Source organism: Stenotrophomonas sp. YJH_SMC_127 (genome assembly GCF_059372445.1).
Genome location: NZ_JCAFVO010000002.1, coordinates 82,804 through 99,764, shown reverse-complemented (window position 1 = coordinate 99,764; position 16,961 = coordinate 82,804). Strand labels below are relative to the sequence as shown.

Genomic DNA, 16,961 nt, shown 5'->3' with positions numbered 1-16,961 from the left:
CACGCGATGGTTCCCTCCATGCACGGCGTGGATCTACAACCAGCGGCCGTCAACCACCACCCGGCGCTCCACCGGCACCCCGGCCACGGCCGCTGGGCCATGGTCCGCACGCACGGCCACGAACGTCGCCGGCCGGCCTTCGGCGATGCCGTGCTGCGGCAGCCCGATCACCTGCGCGGCATGGGTGGTGACCATGTCCAGCGCCAGCATCAGGTCGCCATCGGTGTAGAAGCCCGAGCGGTAGCCCAGCAGCATCGCGCGCTGCAGCAGGTCCCCATTGCCGTACGGCCACCAGCAGTCGCGGATGTTGTCATTGCCGGCGAACATGCGCACGCCGGCGTCATGCAATGCACGCAGCGGCGGGAACGGATGGTCGCCCGGCGCGTTGCTCATGATCGCAACGCCCGCCGTGGCCAGTGCTTCACCCACCTGCAGCGCGCGTGCCAACGGCACGTCGCCCAGCGAGTAGGCATGGCTGACCGCAACGCGTCCCTGCAGGCCGGCGGCACGGGTGCGTGCGGCGATGCGCAGCAGCTGGGCCAGTCCGGTTTCGCCGGGCTCATGCAGGTGGATGTCCAGCTGCACGCCATAGCGCTCGGCCAGGCCGAACAGCAGGGCCAGCTGGCCTTCGGCATCGCCGTCGAGCGTGGTCGGATCGATGCCGCCCAGCACCTCCACCCCTGCGGCAAGGGCCTGCTCCAGTACGGCGGCGGTGCCGGGACAGGACATCACCCCGGCCTGCGGGAACGCCACCACTGGATGCGCATGATGTCGGCGCAGCGCAGCGCGGCCTCGCGCACTGCTTCGAGATGACGCAGGCCGGTGCTGCCGTCGACATCGACGTGACAGCGCATCGCCACCGTACCGAAGCGACTGCACTGGCGGATCAAGGCCTCGGCGCGGTCGACCATCGGCGCGGCCCCCGCCACCGCGGCCTTCTCCACCGCCAGCCGCTCTCGCAGGCTGTTCACCGGCTGATGCGGGTGCCAGCGGTCGCCGACGAAGCTCTTGTCCAGATGAATATGACCGTCGACCAGGCCCGGCAGGACTGCACAGCCCTGCAAGTCGACGGGTTCCGCACCCTCGCGCGGCGCAGTATCACCGTTGAGACCACTGATACGACCGTTGTGGATGTGGAAATGCAGCGGCGCGCCCTCGCGATCAACCGCGCCATGGACGAACTGAAGCGTCATCGGAAACTCCCGGAAAGCCAAGTCATGGCGCCATCCTGCGCGCTGGCACTGCCATCGGCCAACGAAATATCTAGATGCCACACATTCATCAGAACGATGAATGCCGCCGCGACGGCGGCTCGCAGCCACGCCGTGCACACGCCTGAACGGGTACCATAGGCACCTGTTTCCGCTGTGATGCCGCATGGGCCCGTCCGACCGCCACGATCGTCTCCGCCGCTGGCAGGCCGCGTCCCTGCTGGCTGCTGCCCCGATGGCCAGCCTGTCCGCCACTGATGCGGCCGCCACCGCGCCGCTGCAGGCGCCGCCTGGCCAACAGCGCATCGCCCCGGCGGCGCTGGTCGAGCGGCTGCACCAGCGTGTGCTTTCCGGGCAGAGCGCCACCGCCACCCTGGAACACTGGTGCGCCGAACACGGCCTGGCCGAACAGGCGCGGGTGCGCGCGGTGCGTGTACACGGCCAGGACAAGACAGCACCGGCCGACGTGCTGCAGGCACTGGGTGCGAAACCCGGCACCGCCCTTCGCTACCGCCGTGTGCAGCTGGTCTGTGGCAGCCGCGTACTCTCCGAGGCCGACAACTGGTACCTGCCGGACCACCTCAGTCCCGCCATGAACCAGGTGCTGGACAGCACCGACGAACCCTTTGGCCGCGTGGTTGGCCCGCTCGGCTTCCAGCGCCAGACACTGGCTGACCAGACCTTCTGGCCACCGCGTGGCGAAGGCGACCGCAGCGTGATCCTGGAAGTGCGCGCCCTGCTGCGCGATCGCCAGCAGCAGCCCTTCAGCTACGTCATCGAGTCGTACCTGCAGCAGGCACTGCCCTAGGCCACCGGCGCCCGCCATCACAGCGGACATCGACACAGCAGAAGGCCCGGCATTGCCGGGCCTTCTGTTTGCCAGCCGGATCAGCGGAACCGGTAGTCCAGCTGCAGCCAGTACTGGCGGCCATACGGGTCGTAGTTGCCAACCGGATAGAACGGCCAGCCGCCACCGTTCCTGTCCGCCGGCGGGCGGCTGTCACGCAGGTTGTTGACGATCACGCCCACCGACAGGTTCTCGCCGAACTGGCGGAACACGCTGGCGTTGTAGGTCATGTACGGCGCGATGCGGCCACTGCCATCGGTCTTCGGCAGTGAACCGAAACGGTTGCCGTACAGCGTGGTGGTCCAGTCACCCTGGTTCCAGGTGATGCTGCCATTGGCCTTGCTGCGCCACTGGTAGTCATCCAGCGAATTGCGGATGTCCCGCTCCGGATCATCGGAGAACTGCCGGTACGTGTGCTCCAGCACCACGGTATAGGCCAGGCGCGTAGTGAAGCGGCCATAGCGGCCGGCATCGAAACGCCAGTTACCCTTCAGGTCCAGGCCACGCACCGATTCGGAGGCCGCGTTGATCGGATTGATCAGCACGCGGGTCACCTGGTCCGGCTGCACGGTTGCAGTGGACGGGTTGCGGATCACCCGCGACAGCGCGTCCTGGCACAGCGGTGAACCGATATCGCGCGCTTCGCCACCCAGCGTGCGGCCCAGGCGGCAATCGGCTTCGTCGCGCAGGATGCGGCTGGTATCGAGGCTGGTGACCTCGTTGTCGATGCGGATGTCGTAGTAGTCGGCACTGAAATCCAGGCCGGACAGCGGCGACCAGACCACGCCGAAACCATAGGATTTAGCGGTTTCCGGCTGCAGCTGCGCGTTGGCGCGGTTGCTGTAGTCGATCGACAGGCCGTTGTAGTCGCAGTTGTCGTACGACTGGCCTGCGGTGCGGCAGCGCCAGTAGTCGGTCATGCCCGGGTTGTAGCCGCGGGTCTCGGTCGCGAACACGTAGTTCATGTCCGGCGCACGGAAGCTGGTCGCAGCAGAGCCGCGGATCAACAGGCTCTCGATCGGGCGGAACTCGACGCCGAAGCTCCAGGTCGCCTTGCCGATGTGCTCGCCATCGGCGCGATACTGGTCATAGCGACCGGCCAGCGTCGTGGTCAGCGATTTCAGCAACGGCAACTGCAGCTCCACGCCGGCCGCATAGCGGTCACGATCACCGCCGGCACCGATACCGGCGCTGGTGTTCCAGAACTCGCCTGTGCCCAGTCGCGGGTCCGGGCGGTTGCGGTAGCCCTGGCTGCCGGCCTCGACCACCGCCGCCAATGCAGCGTCGCCACCGGGCAGCGCGAACAAACGGCCGTTGACGCTGGCGCTGAAGGTCTGCAGCCACGCCGCGTTGCGGCTCTCCTGGTAGCCGGACAGGCTCTGGTACTCGTTCGGGCTCAGCGGCTGGAACAGGCGCGCGGGATCCGGCGCATAGACCTCTACGCCATTGCGCACGCCCAGCTTCGGGCCCAGCAGGTATTCGTTGATACCGGCCAGCAGCACCGGGCGGCGGGTGCGGTTCTCGTAACGCGAACGGCTGTAGACCGCCTCATAGTCCCAGCCACTGTCGCCGATCTGGCCGCGCGCGCCGACGTTGAATGACCACGAATTTTCCAGGAAGCGGTTGGCATTGCGCGGCAGGCCACCGATTTCCTCGGGCGCAAACCGGCGGTACCAGCTTTCCAGGTTGCCGGTGGTCTGGTTGTAGAAGTAGTTGCGGGCCGAGGTCCAGGTGGGCGCACGGGTGTTGTTGGTGATGCGTGCGCTGCCCACGGCCAGATCGGCGAACAGGTCGGTGGTCTCGTTGACGTGGAAGGTCAGCAGACCGTAGCCGTTGAGATTGCGCTTCTGGGTCTGCACGGTCCAGTAGCTGGCGGCGGCCTCGTTGCTGCCGCAGTACCAGCCCTGGCGCGGGTTGTTGGCACGGAACACGCTGCCGCCATAGATGTCCGACGCGGCGTCGCAGCCGTTGACGCCCGGATCGATGTTGCGGCCGGTGGCAGCATTGCGCCGATAGGCGATCGCGGTCGCCTGCGGCGCCTTGCCGGCCGGGTCATCGTCCAGCGAATCCATGAAGTCGCGCTGGCGCGCGTGGATCGCCTTGCGCACGTCGAACTCGAAACCGAACAGGCCGTCCCAGCGCTCGCCGGAACTGCCGCCCACCACCTGCACGCGCTGGTTGTCACCGCCGCCCTGCTGGGTGCCGCCGGCGCGCACGTTCACGTCCACGCCTTCAAAGCGGTCCTTGAGGATGATGTTGACCACACCGGCAATGGCGTCGGAGCCGTACACCGCCGACGCACCGGCAGCCAGCACTTCGATGCGTTCGATCAGGGCGCTGGGAATGTTGGCCAGGTTGACAACGTTCACCGAGCCTTCGTAGGCCAGCGGGTAGTCGGCCTGGCGACGGCCGTTGACCAGCACCAGCGTGCGGTTCGGACCCAGCCCGCGCAGATTGATGGTGTTGGCGGCCGGCGTGAACGTATTGCCGAAATCCTCGCCCTGCACGTTGCCGGTGTTCTCGGTCAGCGCGCTGAGGGCGTCGAAGGCATTGCGGTAGCCCTGTGCGTCGATCTGCTCGCGGCTGATCACCGTCACCGGCGAGGGTCCCTCGACACTGGCACGTGGAATGCGCGAGCCGGTGACCTTCACTTCCTGCAATGTGGTGGGCGCGCTTTCCTGCGCGAAGGCCGGCAGCGAGGCCAGCATCAGGGACGACAGCGCGAGCACCAGCGGACGCGGGCGCATCGCCTTGTGGGAGGCGGACATGGGCTTCCTGGGGGAGTGGGCGGGTGGTACGGGAGCCGCAGCCGGTACGACACATAACGATCCCGTAACGAAAGTGTCCTGAATGGGTGGTTTCAACGGAAATGACCAGCCCTGATGGGCTTATGCCTGAACCGAATCAGACGCGTTTACGGCACCACCCCACTTTTGCAATGAATTGCATGGCCTGGCGCGTCGGTGATGCGCATCGTGCCGGGATGACCAACAGCGCCCCTTCCACCCACTTCGCCCCACTACGACCCGTCCTGCGCCGCCACTTGCTCCACCTCCAGGCCACGCCCATCACCCTGCGTTCGTTCCAGCGCACCGACCTGCCACGCTGGCGCGCCTTCGACGACCGTCGCCAGCGCGGCCAACGGCCGTCCTACGGCATTGATGAAGAGGCGCGGTTCCTCGCCAGCGTCTATCGTTCACGCCTGCAGGAAGACAACGACCTGCTGGTGCTGGGTGTGTTCGACGACGTGCAGGGCGTACTGCACGACCAGCTGCATATCCGCCTGCAGTCGCTGCACTCGCGCTGCGCCGAGCTGCAATCGCTGCAGCACCGGCACCCCCATCCGCAGGCGGCACTGCGGGCACTGTGCCCGTTCCTGTTCGACGATGTCGGCCTGCACCGCCTCTTCGTGCTGCTGCCGCCAGGCTGCACCAGCCCGTTTGCCCAGGCGCTGCAGGCCCATGGGTTCATCCGCGAAGGGATCCTGCGCGACTACCATCTGGACGCGCAGGGATGGCATGACCGTCAGCTGCTGGCGCTGACCGCGTCGGCCTGGCGCAGCTGCCAGCAGCCGATCGGCTAGCGCACCCGCTCCAGTGCCGCACCGGCACCGGTCAAGACCGTGCAGGCATGGTCCTGTAGTTCCTCGCCGCTGGCATCGTTGCCGCTGGCGGCATCCACGCGGGTAGCCAGCAGGATGAAGCCGGGGCCGCCCTGCACCTCGCCGCGCCCGGCCACCACCAGGCTCCACTGGCCCACATCGCCCACGCCGCTCAGGCCATAGGCCAGCAGATTGAGCGGATTGGCGGTCAGTTCTGCACCGGGCAGCAGATAGGCCTGGTACTGATGCCCGCGCAGCGGCACCGGAAACGCTGACCAGCGCGGACCGAGCGCACCGGCATGTGCATCCAGTGCCTGCAGCACATCCGCGCGCAGGCAGTCGACATGTATATGCAGCTGGTGCTGCGAGCGACCGTGCGGCGAATTCAGTGCCAGGCTGGCCACGCTGCGCGGCAGCGGCCGGCCCAGGGCCTGTTCGGTATGCCCGCGCGCCTGCCAGGCGGCCGCAAAATAGTTGGGCACCCCACGCTGGTACAGGCCGTGGCTCTCGATGCCACTGACCTTGTCCAGCGGCATCAGCAGGAACTGGTAGTCACCGTGCGCATCCTTGACCAGCACGTCGCGGCGGTCGGCCGCCGTCTCCACCCGCAGGCAACTGCCACGCGGTCCTTCCACCGCCTTGCAGTCACGCTCGATCAAGCGCCACAGCGCATCGGAATGGGCCGGCGGTGGAGGTGGCGCGCTGGCGCAGGCGGACAACAGCAGCAGGGACGACAGCAGCAAAGGGCGCAGGGACACGGCAGCAACTCACGGAACAGGCACGGCAGACGGCGCCGCGCTGCATTCTAGCCAGTGCAGTGCTGCAGTCAGTAGGTGCCGAACGGCACTTCAACCACGAACGGGGCCTCGCTGTCGCCGCCCTGCAGGGTGTAGCGGTCCAGCGCGCCATCATCATCGGCGTGCGGCTGGCGCTGGAAATGCAGGGAATAACGGTTGTCGCCCAGCAGGACGGCACTGCCATCGTCCTCCAGGGCGGCGCCCTCGGGGATCAGCAGCCCACCCAGGTCGCTGTAGGCCCCGGGCACATCGGCGAAGCCGTAGTCTGCCAGTTCGTCCACACGCTGCATCGCATAGACATGCGGCAGATAAGGACGCGCCGGGCTGCGGCCATTGCTCAGGTCGGTCACCCAGGCCTGCGGCAGGTGGTACTGCTCGCGCAGCGCGGCCACGCCCAGCGACGGGCTGGCCACCTGCAGGCAACACACCGCCCGCTTGCCTTCACGGTCGAGGACGGCGAAACGGTCGCCGCGGGTCGCCGCCTGCGGCAGCATGGCGAAGGCCAGATTGCGCTGGGCCGGCGCGTAGCCGGCCTCGGTCTGAAGGTTGCGCCACGCGCCGAACACCGGCGTTTCCGCGGCTGCGGCCGGCACTGGCTCGGCGGCAGTGGCGGCACACGCCACGGCCAGCACCGATACTGCAAGTACCGTCATCGCCCTGCGCTTGTCGCGGAAACTGTCTGCCGTCATACCGTATCCAGCACCTGCACCGGAATGGCCCGGCCTGCCCGCTGGCGCGATGCCAGTCATCCCTCCCACTATGCAGTGGCTACGCCGTGCCGGCAATGACCGGGGCGCTGACGCCTTTCGCGCGCCGGGTGCTATCGTTCCGCCCATCTTCCCTGCGCAGGAGCGCTGCATGTCCGCCTTCCGTCTGTCCCTGTTGCTACCCGCGTCGGCCCTGCTGCTGTCGGCCTGCGTCAGCACCCCCGGTCCGCAGGTCAAGGGTACCGGCCACTGCGACGCCAGCCAGCTGGGCTGGGCAATCGGCCAGCCTGCCAATGAGCCCAACATCCGCCGCCTGTCCAGCGAAAGCGGTGCCGGCCTGGTCAACCCGATCGGCCCCAACACCATCACCACCAAGGACATCCGCCACGACCGCCTGCGTGTGTACGTGGACAAGGACAACATCATCACCGCCACCCGCTGCGAGTAGGCGCTGTAGAGCCGAGCCCATGCCCGGCTGCGCTTCCGTGACAGCCGAGCGCAGGCTCGGCTCTACAGCTCAGGGCTCGGTATACCCCGCGCAGTCCGGCAGCGCCTGGTCGGGGTGGAACACCCCATCACTGAAGCGGAACAACCGCGTGTAGCTGCACGCCGGGTCCTGCTCGGTGCGCAGGTCCTTCTTCTTCAACGGCCCCTTGGCCAGCGAATCCTCGAAGCGTGAGACACCGGCCGGGAACCGCGTCGCCACCGTCTGGTAGCGCAGCACCGGCATGCCCCCGGCGGCGGTATCCAGCGCCAGCCTTGCCGAGAACCCGTACTCGTCGTGGCAGGCGCCTGCGCGCTGCTTCATGTCCTGCTCGCTGAAACAGGCGCGGATCATCGCGTTGCCCAGCCATGGCAGGGTCAGCACGTCGTCGTCCACCTGGATGTCATCCTGCAGGTGACGCACGCGCGCCAGCTGCAGCGTGGACGCGTCGGCACCACCGCCTGAGTACATCGTGCTGAATTTGACGATACCGCCCACCAGCACGTTCTGGCGGGCGCGCTGCCGCGGGTCGCTCACTGCCTCATCGCTGCCAACGCCAGGCGCAAGCCGCACGATCCACGGCCACAGCGAAAGCTCGCTTTCCTGCGGCACGTCGATGCTGACGTGGTAGACGTGCGGCTCGCTTTCGCCGGCCTCCCGTTCAGAGACTTCCAGCGTCGTCGGCCGATCGCCGTCCTCGGCCACCGGCTGCACACGCACGCACCAGGCACGATCGAGGGTGCAGTACTGCATGCGTGCTTCGCCCTGCCCTCCCTGTTCCAGCACCTGCCCCAGCGGCTCCATCACGTTGCCGGCGGCGTCGCGCTGCTGCGGCAGGATCGCAGACTGCGCCAGCACCAGCAGCGGTGTTGCCAGCAATGCAGCGCACAGGGTCGCGCGGGCAACGATGGTGGGCATGGGCGGCTCCTGCGTACGGGATTCCGATGGTAACCGCTGTCCGGGTGGGGCTGAGCCATGCTCGACGGCTGTCTGTCGGGAAGAGCAGCCGAGCATAGGCTGGGCTCTACATCATCCGCAGTCGCAGCCACCCCACCCTTTTTCCTTCGAGGTCTGGCCGATGCCCGGATTGAACGTATTGCTCGGGTCCAGCTGCCGATAGAACCCGGCCAGGGCAGGCTTGGCCGGGTACAGGTGGCCGACATTGTGCTCGGCCGGATACTCGGCGCCGCGCTGGTCCAGCAGCGCCCACATCGCATGCTCGATCGCCATCGGGTCTTCGCCCTTGCGTGCGATGTAGTCCTGGTGGAACACATGGCACAGGAAGTGCCCGTAATACAGCTTGTGCAGCAGGCGTCCATCGATATCGGCCGGCAACTGCTCGAACCAGTCGGCATCATCGCGGCGCAGGGCGATGTCCAGCGCCACGATATCCTGCACCTGGTCCCGATGCACTTCGCGGTAGCGCACCGCCGCGCCGGCCACCGCGAAGCGATGCAGGAACGCCTTGCGCCCCTCATCGGCCGTGCAGTGGAAGTAACCACCCTCATGATCGGCGAAGAAGCCGCGCAGCCAGGCCTCGGTTGCCGCCGCGTCCTGTGCGGAGACCTTCAGCAACAGGTGATGCTCGTAGCGCTGGCGGAATTCACCCATGCGCCTGGGCAGGTGCGAGGGCAGCAGGCCGGTCAGCATCTGCATCACCCGGTCGGTTACCCCGCGCAGGCCCAGCCGTTCGAACCATCCATCGACCCGGCTCTTCAACGCGAACGCGGCGGGCACACGGGAAGTGCCGAGGCGGTCGATCAACAGGAAGCTGTCCTTGCCGTAGCGCTCGCCGATGTCATAGGCATCGCGGTGGATGTACTCGCCGGCAATCGGCAGGCGCTCGAAGCCGGTCAGCAGCTGGCGTCGGATCGCAGTGAGGCTGTCGGTGCGGTTGCTGCCGATGTAGAAGACCTCGGCGGGCTCCTTTTCGAAGGTATCCAGGCGCACCGCGAACACCGCCAGCTTGCCGGCCGAACCGGCCGCTTCGAAGTGGCGGCTGGGGTCGGCGTTGAAGCGTGCCGGCGTATCGGCATCGACCCGGCGCACTTCCTCGGCGTAGCGTGGATCAGACGCGGCGCGGCCATCGCCGTCACCCACGTCGTCAGCGGCATAGTCACCGGCCTGCAGGCGCTGCAGGATCTGCTCGGGCGTATCACCCAGCGCGATGCCGAGGTGGTTGACCAGCTGCAACTGGCCCTGCGCATCGACCTGCGCATACAGCGCCAGCTCGGTATAGGCCGGGCCACGGCGCACCAGCGCGCCGCCGGAGTTGTTGCAGATGCCGCCCAGCACCGAGGCGCCGATGCAGGAGGAGCCGATCACCGAATGCGGTTCGCGGCCCAGCGGTGCCAGGGTCTGCTCCAGGCGGTCGAGCGTGGCGCCGGGCAGGCACAGCACCTGGCGGCCCTCGTTCAACAGCTGGATGCCGGTCAGGCGCAGCGTGCTGACCAGCACGATCGGGCGCCCATAGTCGTCCCCATCCGGGGTCGAGCCACCGGTCAGGCCGGTATTGGCCGCCTGCAGGATGATCGCCGCTCCGCCCTGCACCGCTGCCTGCAGCACATACCACAGTTCCAGCAAGGTACCAGGGCGCACCACCGCCAGCACCGGGCCATCGCCGAAGCGGTAGCCACGACGGAAGCGGCGCGTGGCCTTGTCGCCGGTCAACACATGGCGGCTGCCGACCGCGTCGCGCAACTGCGCCAGCACGGCGTCATGGCCACTCATGGCAGGTTGACCAGCGAATCGCGGCTGATGTCGGCGATGCGGCGCGCGCCGGTCAGTGTCATCGCCACGCGCATCTCCTTGGCGATCAGGTCCAGCAGGTTGGCCACGCCGGCCTCGCCCTGCGCGGCCAGCGCATAGACGAAGGCGCGCCCCAGCAGCACGGTATCGGCCCCCAGCGCCAGCATGCGCACCACGTCCAGGCCGGTACGGATGCCCGAATCGGCGAGGATCTTCAGGTCGCCCTGCACCGCATCGGCGATGGCCGGCAATGCACGTGCGGTAGACAGCACGCCATCCAACTGGCGACCACCGTGGTTGGAGACCACGATGCCATCGGCACCGAACCTGACCGCATCGCGCGCATCATCCGGGTCGAGGATGCCCTTGATCACCATCGGGCCCTTCCAGAACTCGCGGATCCACTCCAGGTCCTTCCACGAAATGGACGGATCGAAGTTGCTGCCCAGCCAGCCGATGTAATCCTCCAGCCCGGTCGGGTTGCCGCGGTAGGTGGAGATGTTGCCCAGGTCATGCGGACGGCCGAACAGGCCGACGTCCCACGCCCAGTGCGGATGGGTGACGGCCTGACCGATGCGGCGCAGCGAGGCATTCGGGCCGCTCATGCCGGAGTGTGCGTCACGGTAGCGCGCGCCCGGCACCGGCATGTCCACGGTGAACACCAGCGTGGTCACGCCGGCGGCCTGTGCCCGCTCCAGCGCATTGCGCATGAAGCCACGGTCCCGCAGCACGTACAGCTGGAACCACATCGGCCGCTGGATGGCCGGTGCCACTTCCTCGATCGGGCACACCGATACGGTGGACAGGGTGAACGGGATGCCCCGGCTGTCGGCCGCGCGCGCCGCCTGCACTTCACCGCGGCGGGCATACATGCCGGTCAGGCCGACCGGCGCCAGCGCCACCGGCATTGCCAGCGTTTCGCCGAACAGCTCGGTTTCCAGGCTCAGATCGGACATGTTGCGCAGGATGCGCTGGCGCAGCGCGATGTCGGACAGGTCGGAAACGTTGCGCTTCAGCGTGTGCTCGGCATACGCGCCGCCATCGATGTAGTGGAACAGGAACGGCGGCAGCCGGCGTTGCGCTGCGGCACGGTAATCGGTGGAGGCGGAGATGATCATGGGGTCAACCGTGTGGGGAAGGCAGGCGCGAGGCCCGCGCACGCCGGGCTTCGTTGTCATCGAGCGTGCGCAGCGTGGTGTGCACGAACTCGAGGTGGGCATGCGCGGCGGCGCGCGCGCGTTCGGGGTCGCCGGCCAGCACCGCATCCATCATTTCGCGGTGCTGGTCGGACAGGGGCGAGAAGGTCCTCGCCGAGGTGTAGAGCTTCTCGCGGCTCTGCGAGATGTTGGTCTGCAGCAGTTCGAACAGGCCGCGCATCACCTGCAGCAGCACCAGGTTGTGGGAGGCCTCGGCGATGGACAGGTGGAAGGCCGCGTCAGCCTCTGCTTCACCGGTGGGGTCGTCCTTGCCGTGCGCGTCCATCATGGTCTGGAAGGCCTGCGCGATGCGCGTACGGTCCTCATCGGTGGCTCGCAGCGCCGCATGCCAGGCAGTGGCACCTTCCAGCGCGTGGCGGATCTCCAGCACGTCAAAACGGTATTCCGGGTCGCCCTGGAACAGCGGCAGGTACGGCGCTAGCGGTTCATCCAGCGCCTGCCGCGCGCGCGCCGCCGGTTCGGCCACGTAGGTGCCGCCACCGATGCGTGCGGTCAGCAGGCCCTGGCTGGCCAGCTGCGCGATCGCCTCGCGCAGCGCGGTGCGCGAGACCCCCAGCTGCACCGCCAGGGTGCGCTCGGCGGGCAACCGGTCGCCCGGCCGCAGCCGCTGTTCCTGCACCAGGCCGCGCAGCTGCGCGGCCACCCTGTCCGAAATACGTTGCGTGCTCATGGCGCCATTGTGGCCCGAAGCGCACAGCGGGTGGTCGGCCAGCCATGCATGGCTCAGGGAATCATCCAGGTCAGCCAGTAGGCCTGGGCCAGGGTGATCAGGCCGACCATCGTGGTGAAAATCAGGCTGTGCTTGACCGTGAAGCGGAACAGGTCCGACTCCTTGCCGGCCAGGCCGACCGCCGCGCAGGCAATGGCAATCGACTGCGGCGAGATCATCTTGCCGGTAACGCCACCGGTGGTGTTGGCCGCCACCAGCAGCACGTCGGATACGCCGATCTGTTGCGCGGTGGTGGCCTGCAGCGCCGAGAACAGCGCATTGGACGAGGTATCCGAACCGGTCAGGAACACGCCCAGCCAGCCCAGGAACGGCGAGAAGAACGGGAACGCATCGCCGGTGTGCGCCAATGCCAGCGCCAGTGTTGCCGACAGGCCCGAGTAGTTGGCGATGAAGGCGAAGGCGAGCACCATGCCGATCGAGTAGATCGGCATGCGCAGCTCACGCACGGTTTCGCCGAAGGTCTGCAGCGCCGAGCGGGCCGGCATGCGCAGTGCGATGATCGCGATCACCGCCGCAAGGATGATCGCGGTGCCGGTGGCCGAGAACCAGTCGAATTTGTAGATCGCCTCATAGCTGAGCGGCGCGTCGACGATCGGCGGCATCTTCTGCACCCTCTGGTCCAGGCCCGGCACCGGGAGCTTGAGCACCCAGCCTTCCAACGGGCCGCCTGCCGCGAACAGCGACTTGAACGGCTTGATGCTCCACAGCGTGACCATCGCGGTGAGGATCAGGAACGGCGACCACGCCTTGGCGATCTGGCCGACGCTGTAGCGTGGTGCCTCCAGTGCCTGCGCGGCCGCCTCGGCGCTGGTTTCGGTATCGAAGCGGAAGATCCGTGCCGGCTTCCAGCGGCGCAGGAACAGGGTCAGGCACACCAGCGACGCCAGCGAGGCGGTGATGTCCGGCAGCTCCGGGCCGATGAAGTTCGAGGTGAGGTACTGCGCGATGGCGAACGAGCCACCGGCCACCAGCACCGCCGGCCAGGTTTCCCTGATGCCACGCCAGCCATCCATGATGGCCATGATCCAGAACAGCACGATCACAGTCAGGAACGGCAGCTGGCGGCCGGCCATCTGGCCGATCTCGAATGCATCCAGGCCGGTGACCTGCCCGGCCACGATGATCGGGATGCCCATCGCACCGAACGCCACCGGCGCAGTGTTGACGATCAGGCACAGGCCGGCGGCATACAGCGGCTTGAAGCCCAGCCCGACCAGCAGCGCCGCCGTGATCGCCACCGGCGCACCGAAGCCGGCCGCGCCTTCCAGGAAGGCACCAAACGCGAAACCGACCATCAGCATCTGCAGGCGCTGGTCTTCGGTCACCGACAGGATCGAGACGCGGATGATGTCGAACTGACCGGTCTTGACCGAGACCTTGTAGAGGAACACCGCGCCGATGATGATCCAGGCGATCGGCCACAGGCCGTAGACGAAGCCGAAACCGGCCGCGCCCAGCGCCTGGCTCAACGGCATGCGATAGAACAACAGGGCCACGCCAAGCGCGATGGCCACGGTGATCGTGCCGGCCAGCCAGCCCTTCATGCGCAGCACCGCAAGGGCAACGAAGAAGAACGCGATCGGCAGCAGCGCGATCAGGCTGGACAACCACAGGTTGCCGGCGGGGTCGTACAGGTGTTGCCAGGGCTGCATGAAGGCTCTCGACTGGGGCGGGATGTGCTCCACCGCAGGCGGTGGGTCGCCGTGGCTGTCGACTATTGGTCGTACCAATAATGATTTCGATCAGACCACTTGCAGCGGATTTAACCGCCACTCCGGCGAGGAACCTATTAGACCATAGGGCTAGATGCCATATTGGTCCGACCATTCAGTCCGCATGGTAGTGCCGGCCGCTGGCCGGCAATTCGAGATTCCCTACGAGATCCGTTTCTCCAGCCGCCGCATCACCGCCAGCACCAGCACGCACAGCACGCTCACCCCGATGGCGATCACGTACTTGCTGATCCCCACCGCAATCCCGATGGCCGCTGCCATGATCAGCGAGCTGGCCGTGGTCAGGCCGCTGACCTGGTCCTCGCGTGACCCACGCAGGATGGTGCCAGCGGCAACGAAGCCGACACAGGCCACCACCGCTTCGATCAGGCGCACCGGATCGACCTGCAGCAGGTCGCGGTAGCGCTCCTGCTGGAAATGCTCGGCCACCGAGTCGCCGAGGCCGACGATCAGCGCAGCGGCCCCCGCGATCAGCATGTGCGTACGCAGGCCAGCGGCGTGCTTGCCCATCTCGCGCTCGACGCCGAGCACGCCGCCAAACAGCATCGCTGCGGCTACGCGCAGCAGGATCGAGACATCCTGGGTGAGTTCCATGGCCAAGCTCCGGGATTTTCCCGGAGCGTCGCGTGGCCCCCGTGGCACAGAGGTGAAGGCCACGCCACAGTCCGTTCACCCGGTAGCGCCGGGCGACACCCGGCGGCACCGCACCCTGCGTTCAACGCATCACTGCGCCAGGTAGCCACCATCGATGGCGTAGTACGCGCCGGTCGCAAACGAGGCGTCGTCGCTGGCCAACCAGGCCACCAATGCCGCCACTTCCTCGGCCGTGCCCAGCCGCTTCAGCGCGTGCCGTCCTTCCAGCGTGGCGCGCACCTTCGGGTCCATCTTCTCCAGCAGCGGCGTGCTGATGAAACCCGGACCCACCGCGTTGACACGGATGCCGTCGGCCGCATGTTCCCACGCGGCGGTCTGGGTCAGCCCGACCACGCCGTGCTTGGCCGCCGCATAAGCGGTGGAACCGGCATAGCCCACCTGGCCCAGGATCGAGGCCATGTTGATGATGCTGCCGCCGGTTCCAGCGGCCCGCATTGCCTGGATCTGCGCACGCTGGCACAGGAACACACTGGTGAGGTTGACGTCGATGACCCGCTGCCAGCCCTCGATCGGATAGTCGCCGCTGCTGGCCGCCGGCCCGCCGATACCGGCGTTGTTGACCGCCACATGCAGGCCCTCAAGTTCCTTGACCGTGCGCTGCACCGCCGCCTCCACCGCTGCATCGTCGGCGACGTCCAGCGCGATGCCGATGGCCTGTGCGCCGGTGCTGCGCAACTGCGCCACGGTGGCATCCACCGCATCCTGCTTGAGGTCCCAGACCGAAATACGGGCACCGGATGCGGCCAGCGTCTGTGCCACGGCCAGGCCGATGCCCGACACGCCGCCGGTCACGATCGCGGTCTTGCCGGTCAGCTGGTAATCAATCATCTGCATTCTCCATCGGTGGGGGGAGCGATGCGGCGCGCGGCCGCCAATCCATCACCTTACGCCGGCCGCTGTGACGAGCAGACCAACAGCCTGTCCGCGGATGATCGTTCCAGCAATGAAACCTCAACCGAAGTTCATGTAGGGAATCAAGTACGGATATAGCGGCAAAACGCTGGCGTATGTCCGGCAACCCGTTCAACTTGGCCGTAATGACCAATCGGTTTGACCGTATTCAAATCCCCTGCGAATGATTCGCAGCGACAATGGGAAACGTTTCCAGTTTCTTCGACACATTCCTTCCAACCTGGCGTTTTCCGGCCTTCCAGGCTGCCCGCTACGCGGGGCAGCACATGGGCTCATGGCGCCAGCGCCTCCCCCTCCTGTACGTGCCGAGCGATGTCCCGATACTTCACCTTTGCCGATTACCGCCGCTTCGGCCAACGCCACGGCTTCGATTACCGCGCTGATCCGGAACACCTGCGTGACGACCAGTGGGCCGGCCGCGGCGAAGTCAACGAACAGTTCATGCGCGGTGGCATGAGCCTGATCGCCTCCGACGTGCATAACCGGTTCCCCTATGTGGCGACCGCGCAACAGCGGCCCGGGCTCGCCATCCGCGTGATGCTGCAGGGTCAGGTCGACGTGCGTATCCCGCGACGCGGAAGTTTCACCCTGCGTGCCGGCACCGCGATGACCGCCCACCATCGCGACCAGATCGAGATGACCGGCGCGCACCCCGGCGAAACGCGCCTGCGCGGGGTCAGCGTGATCGTGCCGGGTGGCATCGACGCGGATGTTTTCCAGATGCCACAGTTGGAAAAAGCGCTTGGCACGCACCTGGAATGCCGCCACTGGGCCATTCCCCACGCCATGCTGCCGGTGCTGGGCCAGTTGTTCGACAGCCCGTGGCAGGACGGCATCGACGCGCTGTGGCGCGAAGGCGTGGCATTGCAGCTGCTGGCCCTCGGCCTGCAGGCCGAGGATCTGCAGACCGACCCGGTGCGCACGCTGCGTGCCGGCCAGCGCGAGCGCCTGGAACGGGTACGCAGTTACCTGCATGACGACCCCAGCCATGCACACAGCCTGGTCGAGCTGGCCCGGCTGGCCTGCATGAGCCCCAGCTCATTGCGCCGCCATTTTGCCCAGCAGTATGGAAGTTCGGTGTTCGACTACCTGCATGAACAGCGCATGCGCCATGCCGAACAGGGCCTGCGCGAAAACGGATGGACGGTTGAGCAGGCCGCCGCCGCCAGCGGCTACCGCCACCCCAGCAACTTCGCCGCCGCGTTCCGCAAGCGCTTCGGCCTGGTCCCCAGCCGCTGGCGTACGGGCCCGTCGAAGGTGGGGTGAGAATCCCCGCTCCGGTAGGTGTCGACCATGGTCGACACGCTCCTGCACCGTCGC

14 protein-coding genes and 1 pseudogene are annotated in these 16,961 nt (G+C 67.2%); 4 read left to right on the top strand and 11 right to left on the bottom strand.

The annotated features are described in order from the left end of the window. Positions 1 to 33 precede the first annotated feature (33 nt). A pseudogene (locus AC5QAB_RS05780) lies at positions 34 to 1,193 on the bottom strand (amidohydrolase family protein). Between the two features lie 184 nt (positions 1,194 to 1,377). On the opposite strand from AC5QAB_RS05780, the gene AC5QAB_RS05775 reads away from it, so the two are divergent. After that, on the top strand, positions 1,378 to 2,019 hold the full coding sequence (locus AC5QAB_RS05775; RefSeq protein WP_049440926.1) for a hypothetical protein: 642 nt from the start codon (positions 1,378 to 1,380) through the stop codon (positions 2,017 to 2,019). An 80-nt stretch (positions 2,020 to 2,099) separates the two neighbouring features. Here the strand turns inward: AC5QAB_RS05775 and AC5QAB_RS05770 are convergent, their stop codons facing one another. Continuing rightward, positions 2,100 to 4,826 carry a TonB-dependent receptor domain-containing protein gene (locus AC5QAB_RS05770; protein ID WP_495233208.1) on the bottom strand — a complete coding sequence of 909 codons (2,727 nt, stop codon included), beginning with the start codon at positions 4,824 to 4,826 and terminating at the stop codon, positions 2,100 to 2,102. Positions 4,827 to 5,005: 179 nt separating this feature from the next. On the opposite strand from AC5QAB_RS05770, the gene AC5QAB_RS05765 reads away from it, so the two are divergent. Further along, entirely contained in the window at positions 5,006 to 5,641 is a 636-nt protein-coding gene (locus AC5QAB_RS05765; RefSeq protein ID WP_014647486.1) for a GNAT family N-acetyltransferase, read from the top strand. On the opposite strand, the gene AC5QAB_RS05760 is transcribed toward AC5QAB_RS05765, so the two are convergent. Next, positions 5,638 to 6,417, bottom strand: a complete 780-nt coding sequence (locus AC5QAB_RS05760) for a CDP-diacylglycerol diphosphatase (protein WP_164165779.1) — start codon at positions 6,415 to 6,417, stop codon at positions 5,638 to 5,640. The two genes, AC5QAB_RS05765 and AC5QAB_RS05760, sit on opposite strands and share 4 nt — an antisense overlap. 68 nt (positions 6,418 to 6,485) lie before the next feature. After that, on the bottom strand, positions 6,486 to 7,145 hold the full coding sequence (locus AC5QAB_RS05755) for a decarboxylase (RefSeq protein WP_100450243.1): 660 nt from the start codon (positions 7,143 to 7,145) through the stop codon (positions 6,486 to 6,488). Between the two features lie 169 nt (positions 7,146 to 7,314). Between AC5QAB_RS05755 and AC5QAB_RS05750 the strand changes: the two genes are divergently transcribed. Further along, positions 7,315 to 7,611: a hypothetical protein gene (locus tag AC5QAB_RS05750; protein WP_014037553.1), complete on the top strand. Its 297-nt coding sequence runs from the start codon at positions 7,315 to 7,317 to the stop codon at positions 7,609 to 7,611. Between the two features lie 69 nt (positions 7,612 to 7,680). Here AC5QAB_RS05750 and AC5QAB_RS05745 read toward each other — a convergent pair whose 3' ends face one another. From AC5QAB_RS05745 to AC5QAB_RS05715, 7 genes are all read right to left on the bottom strand, one after another. Continuing rightward, complete coding sequence (locus AC5QAB_RS05745) at positions 7,681 to 8,565, bottom strand: hypothetical protein (protein ID WP_032957700.1); 885 nt, start codon at positions 8,563 to 8,565, stop codon at positions 7,681 to 7,683. A 111-nt stretch (positions 8,566 to 8,676) separates the two neighbouring features. Continuing rightward, positions 8,677 to 10,377 (bottom strand): D-lactate dehydrogenase, encoded by a 1,701-nt coding sequence (gene dld, locus AC5QAB_RS05740; RefSeq protein ID WP_049407547.1) that lies wholly within the window; start codon positions 10,375 to 10,377, stop codon positions 8,677 to 8,679. Beyond that, positions 10,374 to 11,513: an FMN-dependent L-lactate dehydrogenase LldD gene (lldD, locus tag AC5QAB_RS05735; RefSeq protein ID WP_014647492.1), complete on the bottom strand. Its 1,140-nt coding sequence runs from the start codon at positions 11,511 to 11,513 to the stop codon at positions 10,374 to 10,376. The genes dld and lldD overlap by 4 nt, the downstream gene beginning before the upstream one ends. Positions 11,514 to 11,517: 4 nt before the next feature. Next, positions 11,518 to 12,282 carry a transcriptional regulator LldR gene (lldR, locus tag AC5QAB_RS05730; protein ID WP_014647493.1) on the bottom strand — a complete coding sequence of 255 codons (765 nt, stop codon included), beginning with the start codon at positions 12,280 to 12,282 and terminating at the stop codon, positions 11,518 to 11,520. 53 nt (positions 12,283 to 12,335) lie between these two features. Beyond that, complete coding sequence (gene lldP, locus AC5QAB_RS05725; protein ID WP_197561837.1) at positions 12,336 to 13,994, bottom strand: L-lactate permease; 1,659 nt, start codon at positions 13,992 to 13,994, stop codon at positions 12,336 to 12,338. Positions 13,995 to 14,216: 222 nt separating this feature from the next. Continuing rightward, positions 14,217 to 14,669: an MgtC/SapB family protein gene (locus AC5QAB_RS05720; protein ID WP_005413774.1), complete on the bottom strand. Its 453-nt coding sequence runs from the start codon at positions 14,667 to 14,669 to the stop codon at positions 14,217 to 14,219. A gap of 129 nt (positions 14,670 to 14,798) precedes the next feature. Then, positions 14,799 to 15,557, bottom strand: coding sequence for an SDR family NAD(P)-dependent oxidoreductase (locus AC5QAB_RS05715; RefSeq protein WP_197562116.1), 759 nt, complete (start codon positions 15,555 to 15,557; stop codon positions 14,799 to 14,801). Positions 15,558 to 15,953: 396 nt separating this feature from the next. Here AC5QAB_RS05715 and AC5QAB_RS05710 point away from each other — a divergent pair, with 396 nt between their 5' ends. Then, positions 15,954 to 16,907 carry a helix-turn-helix transcriptional regulator gene (locus tag AC5QAB_RS05710; RefSeq protein WP_049407541.1) on the top strand — a complete coding sequence of 318 codons (954 nt, stop codon included), beginning with the start codon at positions 15,954 to 15,956 and terminating at the stop codon, positions 16,905 to 16,907. Positions 16,908 to 16,961: the final 54 nt, after the last annotated feature.